The following is a 17,914-nucleotide window of genomic DNA, read 5'->3' as shown; positions in this document are numbered from 1 at the left end:
AGGTCAGCCATGAAGTTTCTCGATCAGGCCAAAATCTTCATCAAAAGCGGCGACGGCGGGGCCGGCGCGGTCAGCTTCCGGCGCGAGAAGCACATGGAGTTCGGCGGCCCCGACGGTGGTGACGGCGGACGCGGCGGCGATGTCATCGTTGAATGCGTGGCCAACCTCAACACCCTGATCGATTACCGTTATCAGCAGCACTTCAAGGCGGCCAAGGGCGACCATGGCATGGGCCAGCAGCGCACCGGTGGCAAGGGCGACGACATCATCTTGAAGGTGCCGGTGGGCACCCAGATCCTGGATGAGGAACGCGACATGGTGGTCGCCGACCTGACCGAGGTCGGCCAGCGCCTGGTCTTGCTCAGGGGCGGCGACGGCGGTTTCGGCAATCTGCATTACAAGACCAGCACCAACCAGGCGCCGCGCCGTGGCGATCCCGGCTGGCCGGGCAAGGAAATGTGGGTGTGGCTGAAGCTGAAGCTGATCGCGGATGCTGGCCTTGTCGGCCTGCCCAATGCCGGCAAGTCGACCTTTTTGGCCGCGGTGTCCCGTGCCCGGCCCAAGATCGCCGATTATCCCTTCACCACCCTGCATCCCAATCTGGGCGTGGTCTATTACGGCCAGGAAGAATTCATCGTCGCCGACATCCCCGGTCTGATCGAGGGCGCTCATGAAGGCGCCGGTATCGGCGACCGTTTCTTGGGCCATATCGAACGCTGCCGGGTTTTGCTGCATCTGGTCGATGGCACCCAGGACGACGTGGCCGAAGCTTATCGCGTGGTGCGCGGCGAGTTGGAAGCCTATGGCGGCGGGCTGGAAAGCAAGCCGGAAGTGGTGGCGCTCAACAAGTGCGACTCGCTGTTGGCCGAGGACATCAAGGACAAGCTGGAAGCGCTGGAGGCCGAATGCGGCCACAAGGTCTATCCGCTGTCCGGCGTCTCGGGTATCGGCCTGAAGGAAATTCTTGGCACCTTGTTGCAGCACATCAAGGATTCCAAGGCGGAAGATCCGGGCGTGGTCCAGGCCTCCAACGCCATCGGCGCCGGCAAGCGCGGCCAGGAAGGCTTCTTCCGTCGCCGCAAGGATGCCGAAGACCCCGATGCCCAGTTCGAGGAAGGCTATTGGGGCGCCAACGGCGAATGGATCTGGTACGAGGACGACGAGGACGAGGAAGAAGTCGCGGCTGAAGTGGACGACGATTCCGTCGATGACGAAGACGAGATCATCGACGAAGAAGATGAAGACGACGAAGATGACGGTGACGACCAACCCAATCAATGAGGCCCGCCGGCTGATCGTCAAGATCGGCTCCAGCCTGCTGGTGGACGAGGCCAGCGGCCATATCCGCCGCGCCTGGATGGACAGCTTGTGCGACGACGTCGCCCGGCTGCGGGCGCGCGGCCAAGAGGTGATCCTGGTGTCGTCGGGGGCGGTGGCGGTGGGCCGTCGCCATCTCGGCCTGACACCGCCGTTGCGGCTGGAAGAAAAGCAGGCGGCGGCGGCGACCGGGCAAATCCGGCTGGCCCATGCCTATCAGGAAGCGTTGGAGCGTCACGGCATCACCGTCGCCCAGGTCTTGTTGACCCTGGCCGATTCCGAGGACCGCCGGCGCTTCCTTAATGCCCGCAACACTTTGGATACCTTGCTGCGCCTGGGCGCGGTGCCGGTGATCAACGAAAACGACACGGTGGCCACCACCGAAATCCGTTTCGGCGATAATGACCGGCTGGCGGCGCGGGTGGCGCAGATGAGCGGCGCCGATGCCTTGGTGCTGTTTTCCGACATCGACGGGTTGTACACCGCCGATCCGCGCAAGAACCCCGATGCCCGTTTCCTGGCCGAAGTCACCGAGATCACCCCGGACATCGAGGCCATGGCCGGCGATCCCGGCTCCAGCGTCGGCACCGGCGGCATGGTCACCAAGCTGGTGGCGGCCAAGATCTGCCTGTCGGCGGGCTGCCGCATGGCCATCTGCAAGGGTGAGCCGCTGCATCCGCTGACCGCCCTGGAAAACGGCGCCCGCGTCACCTGGTTCCTGCCGTCCGCCGGGCCGATGACGGCGCGCAAGCAATGGATCGCCGGTTCCATGTCGCCCATGGGCAGCCTGCATCTGGATGACGGCGCCGCGCGGGCCTTGGCCTCGGGCAAAAGCCTGCTGCCGGCAGGCATCCGCGCCATCGACGGCGAGTTCGACCGCGGCGATTGCGTTTTGGTGCGCGATGGGGCAGGGCGGGTGATCGGGCGTGGCCTGTCGGCCTATGCCGCCGACGATGCCCGTGCCATCATGGGCCGCAAATCCGCCGACATCGAAAGCGTGCTGGGCTATCGCGGTCGTGACGAAATCATCCATCGCGACGATCTGGTGATGGAGGGGTGACCCCTATGAGGTTCAATACGAAACTCACAGTTTCTGTAGTGGAAACAAAAAGATGACCGACATTCAAACCCTGATGTTCGACCTGGGCGATCGTGCCCGTGCCGCCGCCCGTCTGCTGGCCCAGGCCCCGGATGCGGCCAAGGCCGCCGCCTTACGGGAAGCCGCCGCCGCCTTGCGTGCCACCGCGCCGGCCATCGCCGCCGCCAATGGCCAGGATATGGCCGCCGGCGCCGCCAAAGGACTGAGCGCGGCCATGCTGGATCGGCTGATGCTGGACGACAAGCGCATCGAGGCCATGGCCAAGGGGCTGGAGGACGTCGCCGCGCTGCCCGATCCGGTAGGCCGCGTGCTGGCCGAGTGGGATCGCCCCAACGGTCTGCACATCGAGCGCGTCGCCGTGCCTCTGGGGGTCATCGGCATCATCTATGAAAGCCGGCCCAACGTCACCGCCGATGCCGCCGCCCTGTGCCTGAAATCGGGCAATGCCGCCATCTTGCGTGGCGGCTCGGAAAGCATTCATTCCGCCACCGCCATCATGACGGCCCTGCGCGCCGGCATCCGCGCCGCTGACCTGCCCGAGGATTCGGTGCAGATGGTGCCGACTACCGACCGCGCGGCGGTGGGTGTGATGCTGACCATGGACAAACATATCGACGTCATCGTGCCCCGGGGCGGCAAGGGCTTGGTGGCCCGGGTCAAGGCGGAAAGCAAGGTGCCCTTGTTCCAGCATCTGGAAGGCATCTGTCACACCTATGTGGACAAGGATGCTGATCTGGCCATGGCGCTGGACGTGGTCAAGAACGCCAAGCTGCGCCGCACCGGCGTCTGCGGCTCGACCGAGACCTTGCTGGTGGACAAGGCGGTGGCGGCCAGCCATCTGGCACCCTTGGTGACCATGCTGCTGGAGTCCAGCTGCGAGGTGCGCGGCGACGCGGCCACCCAGGAAGTCGATGCCCGCGTCATCGCCGCAACGGCTGCGGATTGGGATACCGAATATCTGGATTCGATCATCTCGGTGAAGCTGGTGGACGGTGTGCAAGGTGCGGTCGAGCATATCAACCGCCATTCCAGTCAGCACACCGAGGCCATCATCACCGCCAACCCGGCGACGGCGGAAGTGTTCCTCAACGGCTGCGATTCGGCCATCGTCTGCTGGAATGCCTCGACCCAGTTCGCCGATGGCGGCGAGTTCGGCATGGGGGCGGAAATCGGCATTTCCACCGGTCGCATGCATGCGCGCGGCCCGGTCGGAATCGAGCAATTGTGCACCTTCAAGTACAAGGTGCTGGGCTCGGGCCAGATCCGGCCCGGCTGAACCATGTTGGCACCCAGCCCCTGGGGGGATAACCGCGCGGTGCGCATCGGTCTGTTGGGCGGGTCGTTCAACCCAGCCCATGCCGGTCATCGCCATGTGGCGGAAATCGCCCTCAAGCGGTTGCGGCTGGATCAGGTGTGGCTGTTGGTCAGTCCGCAGAATCCGTTGAAGCCGGTGGCCGGCATGGCGCCGCAGGCCCAGCGTCTGGATTGGACCAACCGGATTTTGGCCGGCCATCCGCGCCTGATCGGCACCGGCTTGGAAGCGCGCTTGGGCACCACCTATTCCGCCCATACCCTGGTCAAGCTGCGCCAGCGTTTCCCCAAGGCCCGTTTCGTCTGGCTGATGGGGGCCGACAATCTGGCGCAGATGACCCGCTGGCGGCAGTGGAAACGCATCTTTGCCCTGGTACCCATTGCGATTTTGGCGCGCTCTCCCTATTCTCGGAAGGCTTTGGCTGCGCCTGCCGCCCGTTTCATGGCCGCTTATCGACAAAAAGCGACCGGAGCTCGCGGTCTGGCCGCCCATCAACCGCCGGCTTGGGTGTTTTTGCACACCCGCCTGCACCCCGCTTCAGCCACGGCGCTTCGTGCTGCACACTTGAAGGAGTAAACCGATTCTGCCCCGACCTAAATCCGCTGCCTTGACGGCGGAAGAGCTGGTTTCACTGGTGTACACGTCGCTGGACGACGGCAAGGCCGAGGATATCTCGGTAGTGGACCTGCGCGGCAAGACCAGCATGGCCGACCATATGGTCATCGCCACCGGCAATTCCAGCCGCCAAGTGGGAGCCATGGCCGATCACCTGATGGAAAAGCTGAAACATGCCGGCCAACCGGTCGCGGTCGAGGGCATGCCCCAGTGCGATTGGGTGCTGATCGACGCCGGTGACATCATCATCCACCTGTTCCGCCCCGAGGTTCGCGCCTTCTACAATCTGGAAAAGATGTGGGGCGTCGCCCGGCCGGAAGCGCGTCCGCTTTAGGGCACGGTCTTGCGTCTGTGGCTGGCTGCCGTGGGCCGGGTCAAGCCCGGTCCCGAGCTTGACCTGTTCAACCAATATTCCAAACGCCTGAGCGTGCCCATCGCCGTGCGCGAGGTCGAGGAAAAACGCCCGCTGCCCACGCCCGAGCGCATGGCGCGCGAGGCGGATTTGTTGCTGGCCACCCTGCCGCCTCAGGCGGTGGTGGTGGCGCTGGACGAGCGCGGCAAGGCCATGGGGTCGGTGGATTTCGCCACCCGGGTGGGGCGCTGGCGCGACGACGGAACCGCCGATCTGGCTTTTGTCATCGGCGGCGCCGACGGCCACGGCCAAGCGGTGCGCGACCGTGCCGCCCTGCTGCTGTCGTTCGGCGCCATGACTTGGCCGCACATGCTGGTCCGGGCCATGGTGGCGGAACAATTGTGGCGGGCCCAAGCCATCTTGTCGGGCCACCCCTACCATCGGGCCTAGACCAAACAACCAGATTGCTTGAATTGTGACCGACAACAGGCCAGGATGACCCCCACGGGGAGCGCTGGGAGAGGGTATAAGGTGGACAGTGAAATTCCGCCGGATGAATTGACGGGGTTCGAGGAATACCGAGTCAAGGTCGCGGGCACCAATATCAGTTGCCAGACTTTGTTGGCGACCGATTATCTCAATCACTTCAACGAGATCGTCATGCTGCTCGACATGCTGCCGGATATGCCGGACATGATCGAGGAGTGCAAGGCCTGGGCGCCCAAGGACTATAAGTCCCACTTTGCCGATTCCACCTTTTCCGATAAGCAGCTGGCCATCGAGGCCTATGACCGGGTGCCGTCCAAGTACCGCCAGCCGTTCGAGGCTACCATCGGCCAGATCAACGACCTGCTGTTGGACGGCCTTGATCGTCTGGACCACCTGATCGCCGATGGTGCCGAAGCCGAGTTGTTGCAGGAGAACTGCCGAGCCATATCGCGCGCCGCCCAATTGCTGATGGATTGCGCCTCGGGCATCATCCACGGCGGCGACCGGGCCATGGCCCAGGCGGAAATCGACGGCTTGCTGGGACGCTGAACCCTGGGGATTGGCGATGCTGCGCAAATTCCAATATCTGATGGCCCTGGCGCGGGAGCGGCATTTCGGTCGTGCCGCCACGTTTTGCAACGTCGCCCAGCCGACGCTTTCCAACGCCATCCGCCAGTTGGAAGAGGAGTTGCGCGTTCCCATCGTCGAGCGCGGCCACCGTTTCCTCAAATTCACCCCGGAAGGGGAGAAGGTGCTGGAATACGCCCGCCGCATCTGCGGCGATTTCGAGTCCCTGGTGCAGGATCTGGGGGCGCCGGGGCAGGAATTGTCGGGGCAATTGCGCCTGGGCGTCATTCCCACGGCGCTGCCCATGGTCGCCCATCTGGTCTCGCCGTTCACCGCCCGTCATCCCGGTATCCGCGTCTCCATCCTGTCGCTGTCGTCGCGGCAAATCCAGCGCGGCCTGGATAATTTCGAGCTCGATGCCGGTATCACCTATCTGGACAACGAGCCACTCACCGGCGTGCGTATGCAGCCGCTTTATTCCGAGCGCTATTTTCTGCTGACCCACAAGCAAAAGGCCCCCCAGGGCCGGGTCGACATCACCTGGGGCGAGGCGGCGCAGATGCCGTTGTGCCTGCTGACCCCGGACATGCAAAACCGCCGCATCGCCGATGCCGCCTTCCTGATGGCCGGGCACAAGGTGGCCCCGGCGGTGGAAACCAATTCCATGATCAACATCTTCACCGCCGTCCAGCATGGGCCATGGTCGTCCATCGTCCCCGGCCAGTTGCTGGGGCTGATGCGGCTGCCGGAAGAGTTGATAGCTTTTCCCTTGGTAACGCCGGACGTCACTTATGTCGTCGGTATTGTCTATGCCGACCGCTCGCCGGTGGTGCCGGCGGCCAAAGCCCTTGCTGCCATTGCCTCGGCGGAAAAGCTGGCGTCGCGCATTCCCCTGCTGGTCAAGGAGGCGCTGGCCCGCAACGGCATCGTCTGGACCGCCACTCAGGCCACCCGGTCGGGCAGGGTTTGATAGCTATTTGCTATCGCAGCATGGGGATTTTGTATTTGAAACCCCTGCCATGAATGTTTCAGGGTAACGCCAACGATAGTTTGGCGACGCCTGAAGGTGCGCCCGACACAACCAAAGCACCGACAGGGAGTCCCCCGCGCGATGACAGCCATCGACTGGAACGCCGAGCGTGCCCGCGCCATCATTGAGAGCCATCGGGCCTTGCGCGGTGCGCTGTTGCCCATGCTGCACGCCTTGCAAGAAGAGTTCGGCTACGTGGATCAGGCGGCGGTGCCGCTGCTGGCCGCGGCGTTGAACCTGTCGCAGGCGGAAATCCACGGAGTGATCAGCTTCTACCACGAATTCCGCCAGTCGCGCTCCGGTCGCCATGTGGTCAAGGTCTGCGTCGCCGAGGCCTGTCAGGCCCGTGGCTCCGACACTTTGGTCGAACATCTGAAAGCCAAGCTGGGCCTTGATCTGGGCCAGAGCGGCGGTGACGGCGCCTTCACCCTGGAGGCGGTCTATTGCCTGGGCAATTGCGCCCTGGGGCCGTCGGCCCTGGTTGACGACCGTCTGTTGGGCCGCCTGAGCCCAGCCCGTCTGGACGGAGCCCTGGCATGAGCAAGCCCGTCACCCTCTATGTCCCCTGCGATGCCGCCGCCTTGTCGGTGGGCGCCGATGCGGTGGCCGCCGCCATCGCCGCCGAGGCAGAAGCCCGCCGTCTGCCGGTGCAGATCATCCGCAACGGCTCACGCGGCATGCTGTGGTTGGAACCGCTGGTCGAGGTGGTCACCAATCAAGGCCGCGTCGCCTATGGCCCGGTCGCGCCCGATCAGGTGGCGGAGCTGTTCGACGCCGGTTTCCTCGACGGTCAGCCCCATCCGCTGGGTCACGGCTTGACCGAGGAGATTTTCTATTTCAAGCACCAGCAGCGGCTGACCTTCGCCCGTTGTGGCCTGATCGATCCGCTGTCGGTGGCGGATTACCGCGCCCATGGCGGCTTTGCCGGATTAGAGCGCGCCCTGACCCTGAGCCCCTCCGAGATCGTCGAGGAAGTAACGCAATCGGGCCTGCGCGGGCGCGGCGGCGCCGGCTTTCCCACCGGCATCAAGTGGAACACGGTGTTGAACGCCAGCGCGGCGGAAAAATTCGTCTGCTGCAACGCTGACGAGGGCGACAGCGGCACCTTCGCCGACCGCATGATCATCGAGGGCGACCCCTTCCTGCTGATCGAGGGCATGACCATCGCCGCCCTGGCGGTGGGGGCGCGCCAGGGTTACGTCTATCTGCGCTCGGAATATCCGCACGCGGTGGCGACCCTGCGCGAAGCCATCCGCCGCGCCTATGAACAGGATTGGCTGGGCACCAACATCCATGGCTCGGGCCACGACTTCCACCTGGAAGTGCGGGTCGGCGCCGGCTCTTACGTCTGCGGCGAGGAAACCGCCATGCTGGAAAGCCTGGAAGGCAAGCGTGGCATGGTCCGGGCCAAGCCGCCGATTCCGGCCTTGCAGGGCTTGTTCGGCCAGCCGACCATCGTCAACAACGTCCTTACCCTGACCTCGGTGCCGGTGGTGCTGGCCAAGGGGGCGGCGTTTTACCGCGATTTCGGCGCCGGGCGTTCGCACGGAACCCAACCGTTCCAACTGGCCGGCAACATCCAGCGCGGCGGGTTGGTGGAACTGGCTTTCGGCGTCAGTTTGCACGATTTGATCTATCGCTATGGCGGCGGCACCGCCTCGGGCCGTCCGTTGCGCGCCGTGCAGGTGGGCGGCCCCCTGGGTGCCTATGTCCCCGAATCCATGCTGGGGCTGTCGGCGGATTACGAATCCATGGCGGAGGCCGGGGCCATGCTCGGCCATGGCGGCATCGTCGTCTTTGACGATAGCGTGCGCATGGCCCGCATGGCCCGTTTCGCCATGGATTTCTGCGCCGTCGAATCCTGCGGCAAATGCACGCCGTGCCGTATCGGCAGCACCCGTGGGCGCGAGGTGCTCGACAAGATCGTCGCCGGTGAAAACGTCGCCGACAACATGGCCCTGCTCGACGATTTGTGCACGGTGATGAGTGATGGCTCGTTATGCGCCATGGGCGGGCTGACGCCGTTGCCGGTGCAAAGCGCCATCCGCCATTTCCCCGAAGATTTCGCCTGAGCCCCGGAGGCAGCCATGACCCTGCGAAGCAAGGATTTCGGAACCCCGGCGCGCTCGGACGCAGCCTCGGTCAGCGTCACCATCGACGGTCACACGATCAGCGTGCCGGCGGGCACCTCGGTCATGCGCGCCGCGGCCCAAGCCGGCATCATGATCCCCAAATTATGCGCCACCGACCATCTGGAAGCCTTCGGCTCGTGTCGGCTGTGCCTGGTGGAAATCAGCGGGCGCAAGGGCACCCCGGCCTCGTGCACTACCCCGGTGGCCGAGGGCATGAGCGTGTGCACCAACAATCCGCGTCTGGCCGCGTTGCGCAAGGGGGTGATGGAGCTTTACATCTCCGACCACCCGCTCGATTGCCTGACCTGTCCGGCCAATGGTGATTGCGAGCTTCAGGACATGGCCGGGGCGGTGGGGCTGCGCCAGGTGCGCTATGGTTTCGCCGGCGACAACCATCTGGCCGAGGCCAAGGACACCAGCAACCCCTATTTCCAGTACGATCCGGCCAAATGTATCGTCTGCTCGCGCTGTGTGCGCGCCTGCGCCGAGGTTCAGGGCACCTTTGCCCTGAATGTGGCCGGGCGGGGCTTCGAGTCCCGCATCAAGCCTGGCGCGGCGCCTGATTTCATGGGCTCGGAATGCGTGTCGTGCGGCGCCTGCGTCCAGGCCTGTCCCACCGCCACCTTGATCGAAAAGTCGGTGGTGCGCCTGGGCCAACCCGAACACGCGGTGGAAACCACCTGCGCCTATTGCGGCGTCGGCTGCTCGCTGCGGGCCGAGATGCAGGGCGATACCGTGGTGCGCATGGTGCCTTCCAAGCAAGGCGGCGCCAATGCCGGTCATTCTTGCGTCAAGGGCCGCTTCGCCTGGGGCTATGCCAGCCACAAGGACCGGCAGTTGCAGCCGATGATCCGAGATCAAATCACCGATCCGTGGCGGGTGGTGGAGTGGGACGAGGCCATTGCCCATACCGCCCGGCGCTTCCGCGAGGTGCAGGAAAAGCATGGGCCGCGCGCCATCGGCGGCATCACCTCGTCGCGTTGCACCAACGAAGAAATCTACGCGGTGCAAAAGATGATCCGCGCCGGTTTCGGTAACAACAATGTCGATACCTGCGCCCGTGTCTGCCATTCGCCCACCGGCTATGGCCTGAAGCAGACCTACGGCACCTCCGCCGGTACCCAGGATTTCAAAAGCGTCGACAAGGCCGACGTCATCATCGTCATGGGCGCCAATCCCACCGCCGGCCATCCGGTGTTCGCCTCGCGCCTCAAGCGCCGGGTGCGCCAGGGGGCCAAGCTGGTGGTCATCGACCCGCGCGCCATCGATCTGGTCAAAAGCCCGCACGTTTCCGCTGATTATCATCTGCAATTGCAGCCCGGCACCAATGTGGCCATGGTCAACGCCCTGGCCCATGTGGTGGTCACCGAAGGGTTGGTGAAGACCGATTTCGTCGCCCAGCGCTGCGACCCCGCCAATTTCCGCCAATGGGCCGATTTCGTCGCCCAAGACCGCCATTCGCCCGAAGCCTTGGAAAACGTCACCGGGGTGCCGGCGGTCCTGGTCCGCCAAGCCGCCCGGCTTTACGCCACCGGCGGCAATGCCGCCATCTATTACGGTCTTGGCGTCACCGAGCACAGCCAGGGTTCGACCACCGTCATGGGCATCGCCAATCTGGCCATGGCCACCGGCAATGTGGGCCGCGACGGCGTCGGCGTGAACCCGCTGCGCGGTCAGAACAACGTCCAGGGCTCGTGCGACATGGGCTCGTTCCCGCATGAATTTTCCGGCTACCGCGAGGTCAAGGACGATGCCGTCCGCGCCTTGTTCGAGGTGGTGTGGGGGCGCGAGTTGGATGCCGAGCCGGGCTTGCGCATCCCCAACATGTTCGATCAGGCCTTGCACGGCCAGTACAAGGGCATGTTCGTCCATGGCGAGGACATCGCCCAATCCGACCCCAACACAAATCACGTGACGGCGGCGCTGGAGGCCTTGGATTTCCTGGTGGTGCAGGATCTGTTCCTGAACGAGACCGCCGCCTACGCCCACGTCTTCCTGCCCGGCACCTCGTTTTTGGAGAAAGACGGCACCTTCACCAATGCCGAGCGGCGCATCAACCGGGTGCGCCCGGCCATGGCGCCGCGCACCGGCTGGCATGAATGGCAGGTGGCGGCTGCCATCGCTACCGCCATGGGCTATCCCATGCATTGGCAATCGGGCGCTGACATCATGGCGGAAATCGCCCGCGTCACCCCCAGCTTCAAGGGCGTCAGCTTCGACCGGCTGGATAAGGTGGGCAGCCTGCAATGGCCGGTTACCGATCAGGCCCCCGATGGTACTCCGATCATGCATGTGGACGGCTTCGTCCGTGGCAAGGGTAATTTCGTCTTGACCGAGTTCGTGCCGACGACCGAGCAGACCTCGCGCTTCTTCCCGCTGATCCTGACCACCGGGCGGATTTTGTCGCAATACAATGTCGGCGCCCAGACCCGGCGCACCGACAACGTCGCCTGGCACCCCGAGGACGTGTTGGAAATCCACCCTCATGACGCTGAATTGCGCGGCATCGCCTGCGGCGACATGGTGTCGCTGGCCAGCCGCATGGGGGCGACGTCGTTGCGGGCCGAAATCACCGAACGGGTGCCGCAAGGCGTGGTCTACACCACCTTCCACCACCCGGTGACCGGGGCCAACGTGGTCACCACCGACAATTCCGACTGGGCGACCAATTGCCCCGAATACAAGGTCACCGCCGTCCAGGTCAGCATCGCCAACGCGGTGCACACTCTGGTGGCCGAATAGGAGCGCCGCATGAGCACCCGCCCCGTCCCCGATCCCGACCAAGCCCCGGCGGCGGAAGCCGGGCCGCGCGATTGCTCGGTCTCGGTGCGCGGCACCAGCCACCGCACGTTGTCGGTAGCCGAAAGCGTGGAATGGCACTTGCCGGAAGAGGAGCCGACGGCGTTGGTCTATAACCGCCGCTCCTTCGCCGTCATGCTGACCAGCCCCGCCGATCTGGAAGATTTCGGCCTGGGCTTCTCGTTGTCGGAACGCATCATCACCCAGGAATCTGAAATGCAGGAGCTGACGGTCCAGCGCCTGGAGGCCGGATTGTCGGTGCAGATGACCATCCCCAACGGGCGTGCCGCCCAATTGCTGGGCCGCCGCCGCGCCATCGAAGGCCGCTCGGGCTGCGGCATCTGCGGCATCGAAAGCCTGGAGGCGCTGCGCCAGCCGCTTGCCCCGGTCACAGCCCCCGAGGTGGCCCCCGCCGCCATCGCCCGCGCCCTTGGTTCCCTGCGCGATCATCAGCCCATGCGGGCGCGTAATTTTTCCGTCCACGGCGCCGCCTGGAGTGACCGCAACGGCACCATCGTGTTGTCGCGCGAGGATGTGGGGCGGCATTCCGCCCTCGATAAATTGATAGGTGCCATGTCCCGCGCCGGGGTGGACAGAACTGACGGTTTCGTTGTTCTGTCCAGCCGCTGCGGTTTCGAACTGGTTCAGAAAGCGGCGGCGGTGGGCATCGGCCTGCTGGCGTCGGTGTCCGCCCCTACCACCATGGCGTTGTCCATGGCCCGGCAGGCGGGTATGTCCCTGGCGGTTTCCGCCCAGGGAAGCGCGGTTGTGGTGTTGGAGTGACAAGGCCGTCGGCATGAGCGGCCCTTAGGGGAGGTTATAGGCATGAGTACTGCGTCCATTGCCCTGTCGCCGGGAGGTCTGCTGTCGCGCGAGCGCATCATCGCCCGGCCCGGTTTTAATCGCTGGCTGGTTCCGCCGGCGGCGCTGGCCATCCATCTATGCATCGGCATGGCCTATGGCTTTTCCGTGTTCTGGTTGCCGCTGTCGCGCGCGATCGGCATCACCGAAACCGTGGCCTGTTCGAAGGAACTGACCTTCTTCCAGGAAATCTTCGCCACCCATTGCGACTGGAAGATTTCCATGCTGGGGTGGATGTACACCCTGTTCTTCGTCTTCCTGGGGTCATCGGCGGCCATCTGGGGCGGCTGGCTGGAAAAGGCCGGTCCGCGCAAGGCCGGCGTCGTCTCCGCCTGCTGCTGGTGCGGCGGCCTGCTGGTTTCCGCCCTGGGCGTCTATACCCACCAGATCTGGCTGATGTGGCTGGGTTCGGGCGTTATCGGCGGCATCGGTCTGGGCTTGGGCTATATCTCGCCGGTGTCGACCCTGATCAAGTGGTTCCCCGACCGTCGTGGCATGGCCACCGGCATGGCCATCATGGGCTTCGGCGGCGGTGCCATGATCGGCGCCCCCCTGGCCGACAAGCTGATGAAGTTCTTCGCCACCCCCGCCTCGGTCGGCGTTTGGGAAACCTTCGTCTGTCTGGCGGTGATCTATTTCGTCTTCATGATGGCCGGCGCCTTGGGCTATCGCGTGCCCTCGGAAAACTGGAAGCCCGCCGGCTGGACCGCGCCCGACCCGTCCAAGCAGGGCAATTCGCTGATCACCAGCAAGCATGTGCATCTGGATGTGGCGTGGCGGACCAAGCAATTCTGGCTGGTATGGGGGGTGCTGTGCCTGAACGTCACCGCCGGTATCGGCATCCTGGGCATGGCCTCGCCGTTGTTGCAGGAAGTGTTCGCCGGCAAGCTGATCGGCATCGACGCCACCTTCAATGAATTGACCGCCGCGCAAAAGGGCCAGATCGCCGCCGTCGCCGCCGGCTTCACCGGTCTGCTGTCGCTGTTCAACATCGGTGGCCGTTTCTTCTGGGCCTCGCTGTCGGACAAGCTGGGGCGTAAGAACACCTATTTCGTCTTCTTCGCCCTGGGGCTGCTGCTGTACGCCCTGGTGCCGTGGACGGCCTCGACCGGTGCGCTGGTGCTGTTCGTCGCCATCTTCTGCGTCATTCTGTCCATGTATGGCGGCGGCTTCGCCACCGTTCCGGCCTATCTGGCCGACATGTTCGGCACCAAGATGGTCGGTGCCATCCATGGTCGGCTGCTGACCGCGTGGTCGACGGCGGGCGTGCTGGGGCCGGTGCTGGTCAATTACATCCGCGAATATCAGCTCGAGCAGGGCGTTGCCCGTGCCGACGCCTATTCCATGACCATGTACATCCTGGCCGGTCTGTTGGCCTTGGGTTTCGTCTGCAACTGGCTGGTCACCTCGGTGGCGGAAGAACACCACATGTCCGATTCCGAACTGGCCGAGGAAAAGAAGATCGCCGACGATACCCACCAGCATTTCGTCGCCGACGTGGAAGCGCTGGCGGACGAGGCCCGGCATTCCTGGAAAGTCACCCTGGCCTGGGCGGCGGTGTGGATTCCGCTGGGCTGGGGCATCTGGATCACCCTGCAAAAGACCCTGCTGCTGTTTCGGTGATCGCGGTTGACCCGCTGCTGCGACTGGGCCGCCCGATCTTCGGGCGGCCCTTTTCATTCCGGTTGGAGGCCGAGCCCGAGAAAAGCCCGGGTTTCCGCCACCGCTTCGGCCAGACCGACCTTGCGGATGGCAACGCCGGGGGGAAAGGCGCCATGCAGGCGTGACGGCATCATCGGGTCGAGCAGCACGAAAACGCCGTGGTCGCCGGCGCGGCGCACCAGACGGCCAAAGGCCTGTTTCAGCCGCAGCCGGGCGATCATGTCGTCATAGGCCTTGCCGCCGAAGGCGTTGCGGCGGTGCTTGTGCAAGATGTCCGGGCGCGGCCACGGCACCCGGTCGAAGACGATCAGGCGAAGCGACCGTCCCGGCACATCGACGCCGTCGCGCACCGCATCGGTGCCCAGCAGGCACGATTCTTCCTCGGCGCGGAAGATGTCGACCAAGGTGGCGGTGTCCAGAGCGTCGATGTGCTGGGCGTAAAGCGGCAGGCCGGCTTCGTCCAGCGGTTCGGCGATGCGCTTATGCACCGCCTTCAGCCGTGAAATGGCGGTGAACAGCCCCAAGCCGCCGCCACCGGCGGCCAGGAACAATTCACGATAGGCCGCCGCCACCTGGTTGAGATCGTCCTTGCGCACATCCGACACCACCAGCACCCGGGTCTGATTGGGGTAATCGAAGGGCGAGGCCATGGCGGCGCGCACCGGCGGGCTGGGCAGGTGGATGGCGCCGCTGCGCCGTTCGGCGGCCAGCCAGCCCATGTCGGATTCGCCGTCACGCAAGGTGGCCGAGGTGATTAGCAGCCCATGCGCCGGCTCGGCCACGGTCTTGGCGAAGGGCAGGGTGGGGTCGATCCAGTGACGGTGCATGCCGACGTCGAAATCACGACCGTCGATGCGTTCGACGCTGAACCAGTCGACATATCTGTCGACGCCGTCCGCGGTGGGGCTGCGCCCTTCGATCAATTCCTCCAGCATGGCTTTCCAGCCGGCGATGGGCAACAGCGCGCGGCGTTCGATGGAGCGGGTCAGGCCCTCGATGCGCGAGCGGATATTAGTGTCCAACTCGGCGGCATCATCGTCCAGGCACTGCCCCAGCACCCGGGCCAGGATTTGCAACGGCGCCCCCAGCTTGCCCAAGGCATGGGCCAGTTCGGCGGCTGCCTCCAGCAGGCCGTCGATGGGCGGGCGGCATTCGGTTTCCAGGCTATAGGGCGAATCGGCGCCCTGGGTGCGGGCATAGACCTGCTGGCGCACCAAAGCGAGGAAGCGTTCCGCCGCATTGACCGGGGCGCCGTCCTGCAAGCGGTTCTGCCAGCCGGTGGCCGGCAGGGCGTGGGCGGCGGCCAGGGCGGCATCCAAGGCATTGGGGGCCTCGGCGGCCAGACCCAGCAGATCCTCGGCCCGGCGCTTCAGGCCGCGGGCGCGGGATTTGCCGCTGCCTTCCTCGGCGCCCAACAGCCAGCGCCGCACCTCGATGCCTTCCAGCCCCGACAGATGGGCGGAAAAGGCGCCGTCAGCGGCGTCGAAAACGTGATGGCCCTCGTCGAACACATAGCGGGTGGGGGTGGCGCCGTCATCCAGCCCGCCCATGGCCGCCTGGATCATCACCAGCGCATGATTGGCGATGACGATATCGGCGCGCCGGGCCTTGCGCACGGCGCGTTCGATGTAGCACCTGGAATAATGCGGACAGGCGGAGAAAATGCACTCGCCCCGGCGGTCGGCAAGGCCCAGGGTGCGGGCGCGGCCCAGGATATCGCCGAGCCAGGCGGGGAAGTCGCCGCCGACCATGTCGCCGTCGCGCGTCGCCAAGGCCCAGCGCGCCATCAGGCCGGAGGCCACCGCCTCTTGTGGGCGGTTGCGCATCACCTGTTCTTCCAGGTTCAGCAGGCATAGATAGTTTTCACGGCCCTTGCGCACCACCACCTTGCGCGCCTTGGTGCCGGGATCGGGGTACAGGCGGTCCAACTCGTTATCGAGTTGGCGTTGCAGATTGCGGGTATAGGTGGAAATCCATACCGGCGCCCCGTTCTTTTCCGCCCATACCGAGGCGGGGGCGATATAGCCCAGGGTCTTGCCGGTGCCGGTGCCGGCCTCGGCCAGCACCAGCCGGGGCTCGCCCGCCTGTTCACGCGGCTGAAAGGCCGCCGCCGCGGCGGACGCGTAATCGGCCTGGGCCGGGCGTTGTTCCGAATCACTGCCGAGCAGACGGTCCAGGCGTTGGCGCGCTTCGATCGGATCAACGGCGATGGAGCCCGAGGGCGGCTCGGGCGCGTGTTCCGACCATTCCGGCAGGCGTTCCCATACCCGCAGGCCCGAGCCGCGCCCGGCATCGCCGGTCACCCCCAGGGCGGCCAGCACCGAGGTGCCCCAGCCCCAGCCGGCCCGCGCCATGGCCCAGGCGGCGGAACGGGTGTCGGAGGCGCGGGCGGCGGTGTCGGCAAGTGTGCGCTCGCCCACTTCCTGCAACAAGGTACGGGCGGCGCGGATCAGCAATTCCGCCTCGTCCTCGGCATCGGCGGGACGGGCCAGGCCCAGCGACTCGGCCAGGCCCTTGACGGTCGGCAGGCAGAACCGGGCCGGACGGACGAAGGCGAACAATTCCAGCAGGTCCAGGCAGGCAAAGGGCTCGATCCCCAGCCGCGCCGCCACCGCCGTGGCGTGGCACAGCATGGGACATTCGTCACGGGCGCGGCGGCTAGCGGCGGCCAGCGGCAGGTGGTGGAACTCGCCATCGGTGTCCAACAGCACCGCGCCCCGCAACGACACGGTCAAAGCGGGGGCATGGGGCAGCAGCAGACGGGGAGGAGCGGGCGGGGCGGACATGGCCCTACTATAGGCGGAACAAAGCGCGTCCGCATGGACTTTTCCGTGGCGCGGTGGTTGAATGCCCGCCACCCGTTCCGCCGCTCCAAGGGGTTTCGTTCATGACTATGCTGTCCCGCCGCGCCTTGCTTGCCGGTCTGGCCGTCACGCCGCTGTTGCCGTCGCTGGCTGCCGCCCAAGCCAAGAGCGAACTGCTGATCTATTGCGGCATCACCATGGTCAAGCCGATCAAGGACATCGCTGTCCTGATGGAAAGCCGCCACGGCGTCAAGGTGACCGTCAGCCAGGGCGGGTCCGAGGATTTGTACGAGGCGCTGAAACTGTCCAAGGTCGGCGACATCTATTTCCCCGGTTCGTCCAGCTATCGCCAGCAGCATCTGGCCGAAGGGCTGTTGGGCGACGCGGTGCCGGTGGGTTACAACGTCGCCGCCTTGTTCGTGGCCAAGGGCAATCCCAAGAAGGTGGGGGCCGATATCAAGGAATTGCTGCGGCCCGATCTGTCCATGGTGGTGTGCAACCCGGAAACCGGCAGCATCGGCGCCGAAACCAAGAAAATCCTGGATCGTGCCGGGTTGACGGCGCCGGTTCTGGCGCGCTCGGTTTTCCTGGCTACCGATTCCCGTTCACTGGTCCAAGCCATGAAGGCGCAGCAGGCCGATCTGACCCTGAACTGGCGGGCCACCGGCTTTTTCCCGGAAAACCGCGACATCGTCGATATCATCGATCTCGACCCGTCGGTGTCGCAGCCGGCCAAGCTTGAACTCAACCTGCTGACCTTCTCGAAGCAGGCCCAAGCGGCCCGCACGTTCGCCGATCTGGCCGCATCGAGCGAAGGGCAGGCGATTTTCCGCAAGCATGGTTTCCTTGATGCCGCCATGCGCGGCGATTACTGA

15 protein-coding genes are annotated in these 17,914 nt (G+C 65.3%); 14 read left to right on the top strand and 1 reads right to left on the bottom strand.

What is annotated here, in order from left to right; genetic code table 11:
• The first annotated feature begins 9 nt into the window (after positions 1 to 9).
• The 13 genes from obgE to MGMSRV2_RS08755 all read left to right on the top strand — a co-directional run bounded on the left by obgE (position 10) and on the right by MGMSRV2_RS08755 (position 14,196).
• A complete protein-coding gene (obgE, locus tag MGMSRV2_RS08815; RefSeq protein WP_024079998.1) occupies positions 10 to 1,281 on the top strand; it encodes a GTPase ObgE in 1,272 nt (423 codons plus the stop codon).
• The gene (gene proB / locus MGMSRV2_RS08810; protein WP_242410728.1) at positions 1,238 to 2,377 is read left to right on the top strand and encodes a glutamate 5-kinase; all 1,140 of its coding nucleotides are present in this window, start codon (positions 1,238 to 1,240) and stop codon (positions 2,375 to 2,377) included. The genes obgE and proB overlap by 44 nt, the downstream gene beginning before the upstream one ends.
• A 52-nt stretch (positions 2,378 to 2,429) precedes the next feature.
• Positions 2,430 to 3,692, top strand: coding sequence for a glutamate-5-semialdehyde dehydrogenase (locus tag MGMSRV2_RS08805; RefSeq protein ID WP_024079996.1), 1,263 nt, complete (start codon positions 2,430 to 2,432; stop codon positions 3,690 to 3,692).
• Between the two features lie 3 nt (positions 3,693 to 3,695).
• Positions 3,696 to 4,304: a nicotinate-nucleotide adenylyltransferase gene (locus MGMSRV2_RS08800; RefSeq protein WP_024079995.1), complete on the top strand. Its 609-nt coding sequence runs from the start codon at positions 3,696 to 3,698 to the stop codon at positions 4,302 to 4,304.
• Positions 4,305 to 4,362: 58 nt separating this feature from the next.
• Positions 4,363 to 4,677, top strand: a complete 315-nt coding sequence (rsfS, locus tag MGMSRV2_RS08795) for a ribosome silencing factor (protein ID WP_325012892.1) — start codon at positions 4,363 to 4,365, stop codon at positions 4,675 to 4,677.
• 9 nt (positions 4,678 to 4,686) lie between these two features.
• Entirely contained in the window at positions 4,687 to 5,145 is a 459-nt protein-coding gene (gene rlmH, locus MGMSRV2_RS08790; protein WP_024079993.1) for a 23S rRNA (pseudouridine(1915)-N(3))-methyltransferase RlmH, read from the top strand.
• An 81-nt stretch (positions 5,146 to 5,226) separates the two neighbouring features.
• Positions 5,227 to 5,733 (top strand): hypothetical protein, encoded by a 507-nt coding sequence (locus MGMSRV2_RS08785; RefSeq protein ID WP_234016320.1) that lies wholly within the window; start codon positions 5,227 to 5,229, stop codon positions 5,731 to 5,733.
• A 16-nt stretch (positions 5,734 to 5,749) separates the two neighbouring features.
• Positions 5,750 to 6,721: a LysR family transcriptional regulator gene (locus MGMSRV2_RS08780; protein ID WP_024079991.1), complete on the top strand. Its 972-nt coding sequence runs from the start codon at positions 5,750 to 5,752 to the stop codon at positions 6,719 to 6,721.
• 141 nt (positions 6,722 to 6,862) lie between these two features.
• Complete coding sequence (locus MGMSRV2_RS08775) at positions 6,863 to 7,321, top strand: formate dehydrogenase subunit gamma (RefSeq protein WP_024079990.1); 459 nt, start codon at positions 6,863 to 6,865, stop codon at positions 7,319 to 7,321.
• On the top strand, positions 7,318 to 8,853 hold the full coding sequence (locus MGMSRV2_RS08770) for a formate dehydrogenase beta subunit (RefSeq protein WP_024079989.1): 1,536 nt from the start codon (positions 7,318 to 7,320) through the stop codon (positions 8,851 to 8,853). Before MGMSRV2_RS08775 ends, MGMSRV2_RS08770 begins: the two co-directional genes overlap by 4 nt.
• A gap of 15 nt (positions 8,854 to 8,868) precedes the next feature.
• Positions 8,869 to 11,655, top strand: a complete 2,787-nt coding sequence (gene fdhF, locus MGMSRV2_RS08765) for a formate dehydrogenase subunit alpha (RefSeq protein ID WP_024079988.1) — start codon at positions 8,869 to 8,871, stop codon at positions 11,653 to 11,655.
• 9 nt (positions 11,656 to 11,664) lie between these two features.
• Positions 11,665 to 12,495, top strand: a complete 831-nt coding sequence (gene fdhD / locus MGMSRV2_RS08760) for a formate dehydrogenase accessory sulfurtransferase FdhD (RefSeq protein WP_024079987.1) — start codon at positions 11,665 to 11,667, stop codon at positions 12,493 to 12,495.
• A gap of 42 nt (positions 12,496 to 12,537) precedes the next feature.
• The gene (locus MGMSRV2_RS08755; RefSeq protein ID WP_024079986.1) at positions 12,538 to 14,196 is read left to right on the top strand and encodes an OFA family MFS transporter; all 1,659 of its coding nucleotides are present in this window, start codon (positions 12,538 to 12,540) and stop codon (positions 14,194 to 14,196) included.
• Positions 14,197 to 14,249: 53 nt separating this feature from the next.
• Here the strand turns inward: MGMSRV2_RS08755 and MGMSRV2_RS08750 are convergent, their stop codons facing one another.
• On the bottom strand, positions 14,250 to 17,021 hold the full coding sequence (locus tag MGMSRV2_RS08750) for an ATP-dependent DNA helicase (RefSeq protein ID WP_024079985.1): 2,772 nt from the start codon (positions 17,019 to 17,021) through the stop codon (positions 14,250 to 14,252).
• A 101-nt stretch (positions 17,022 to 17,122) separates the two neighbouring features.
• Here MGMSRV2_RS08750 and MGMSRV2_RS08745 point away from each other — a divergent pair, with 101 nt between their 5' ends.
• Entirely contained in the window at positions 17,123 to 17,914 is a 792-nt protein-coding gene (locus tag MGMSRV2_RS08745) for a substrate-binding domain-containing protein (RefSeq protein ID WP_024079984.1), read from the top strand.

Origin of the sequence: Magnetospirillum gryphiswaldense MSR-1 v2 (assembly GCF_000513295.1) — a bacterium.
GTDB classification, from domain to species: domain Bacteria; phylum Pseudomonadota; class Alphaproteobacteria; order Rhodospirillales; family Magnetospirillaceae; genus Magnetospirillum; species Magnetospirillum gryphiswaldense.
Note: the sequence above shows the minus strand (reverse complement) of the source record. Positions and strands in the feature narration are given on the sequence as shown.

Bases quoted from the DNA above. Each gene is read 5' to 3' on its own strand.
- MGMSRV2_RS08745 (WP_024079984.1), top strand. From the start codon at position 17,123: ATGACTATGCTGTCCCGCCGCGCCTTGCTTGCCGGTCTGGCCGTCACG.
- obgE (WP_024079998.1), top strand. From the start codon at position 10: ATGAAGTTTCTCGATCAGGCCAAAATCTTCATCAAAAGCGGCGACGGC.
- fdhD (WP_024079987.1), top strand. From the start codon at position 11,665: ATGAGCACCCGCCCCGTCCCCGATCCCGACCAAGCCCCGGCGGCGGAA.
- MGMSRV2_RS08775 (WP_024079990.1), top strand. From the start codon at position 6,863: ATGACAGCCATCGACTGGAACGCCGAGCGTGCCCGCGCCATCATTGAG.
- MGMSRV2_RS08755 (WP_024079986.1), top strand. From the start codon at position 12,538: ATGAGTACTGCGTCCATTGCCCTGTCGCCGGGAGGTCTGCTGTCGCGC.
- MGMSRV2_RS08800 (WP_024079995.1), top strand. From the start codon at position 3,696: ATGTTGGCACCCAGCCCCTGGGGGGATAACCGCGCGGTGCGCATCGGT.
- fdhF (WP_024079988.1), top strand. From the start codon at position 8,869: ATGACCCTGCGAAGCAAGGATTTCGGAACCCCGGCGCGCTCGGACGCA.
- MGMSRV2_RS08770 (WP_024079989.1), top strand. From the start codon at position 7,318: ATGAGCAAGCCCGTCACCCTCTATGTCCCCTGCGATGCCGCCGCCTTG.
- proB (WP_242410728.1), top strand. From the start codon at position 1,238: ATGAAGACGACGAAGATGACGGTGACGACCAACCCAATCAATGAGGCC.
- MGMSRV2_RS08805 (WP_024079996.1), top strand. From the start codon at position 2,430: ATGACCGACATTCAAACCCTGATGTTCGACCTGGGCGATCGTGCCCGT.
- MGMSRV2_RS08750 (WP_024079985.1), bottom strand. From the start codon at position 17,021: ATGTCCGCCCCGCCCGCTCCTCCCCGTCTGCTGCTGCCCCATGCCCCC.
- MGMSRV2_RS08780 (WP_024079991.1), top strand. From the start codon at position 5,750: ATGCTGCGCAAATTCCAATATCTGATGGCCCTGGCGCGGGAGCGGCAT.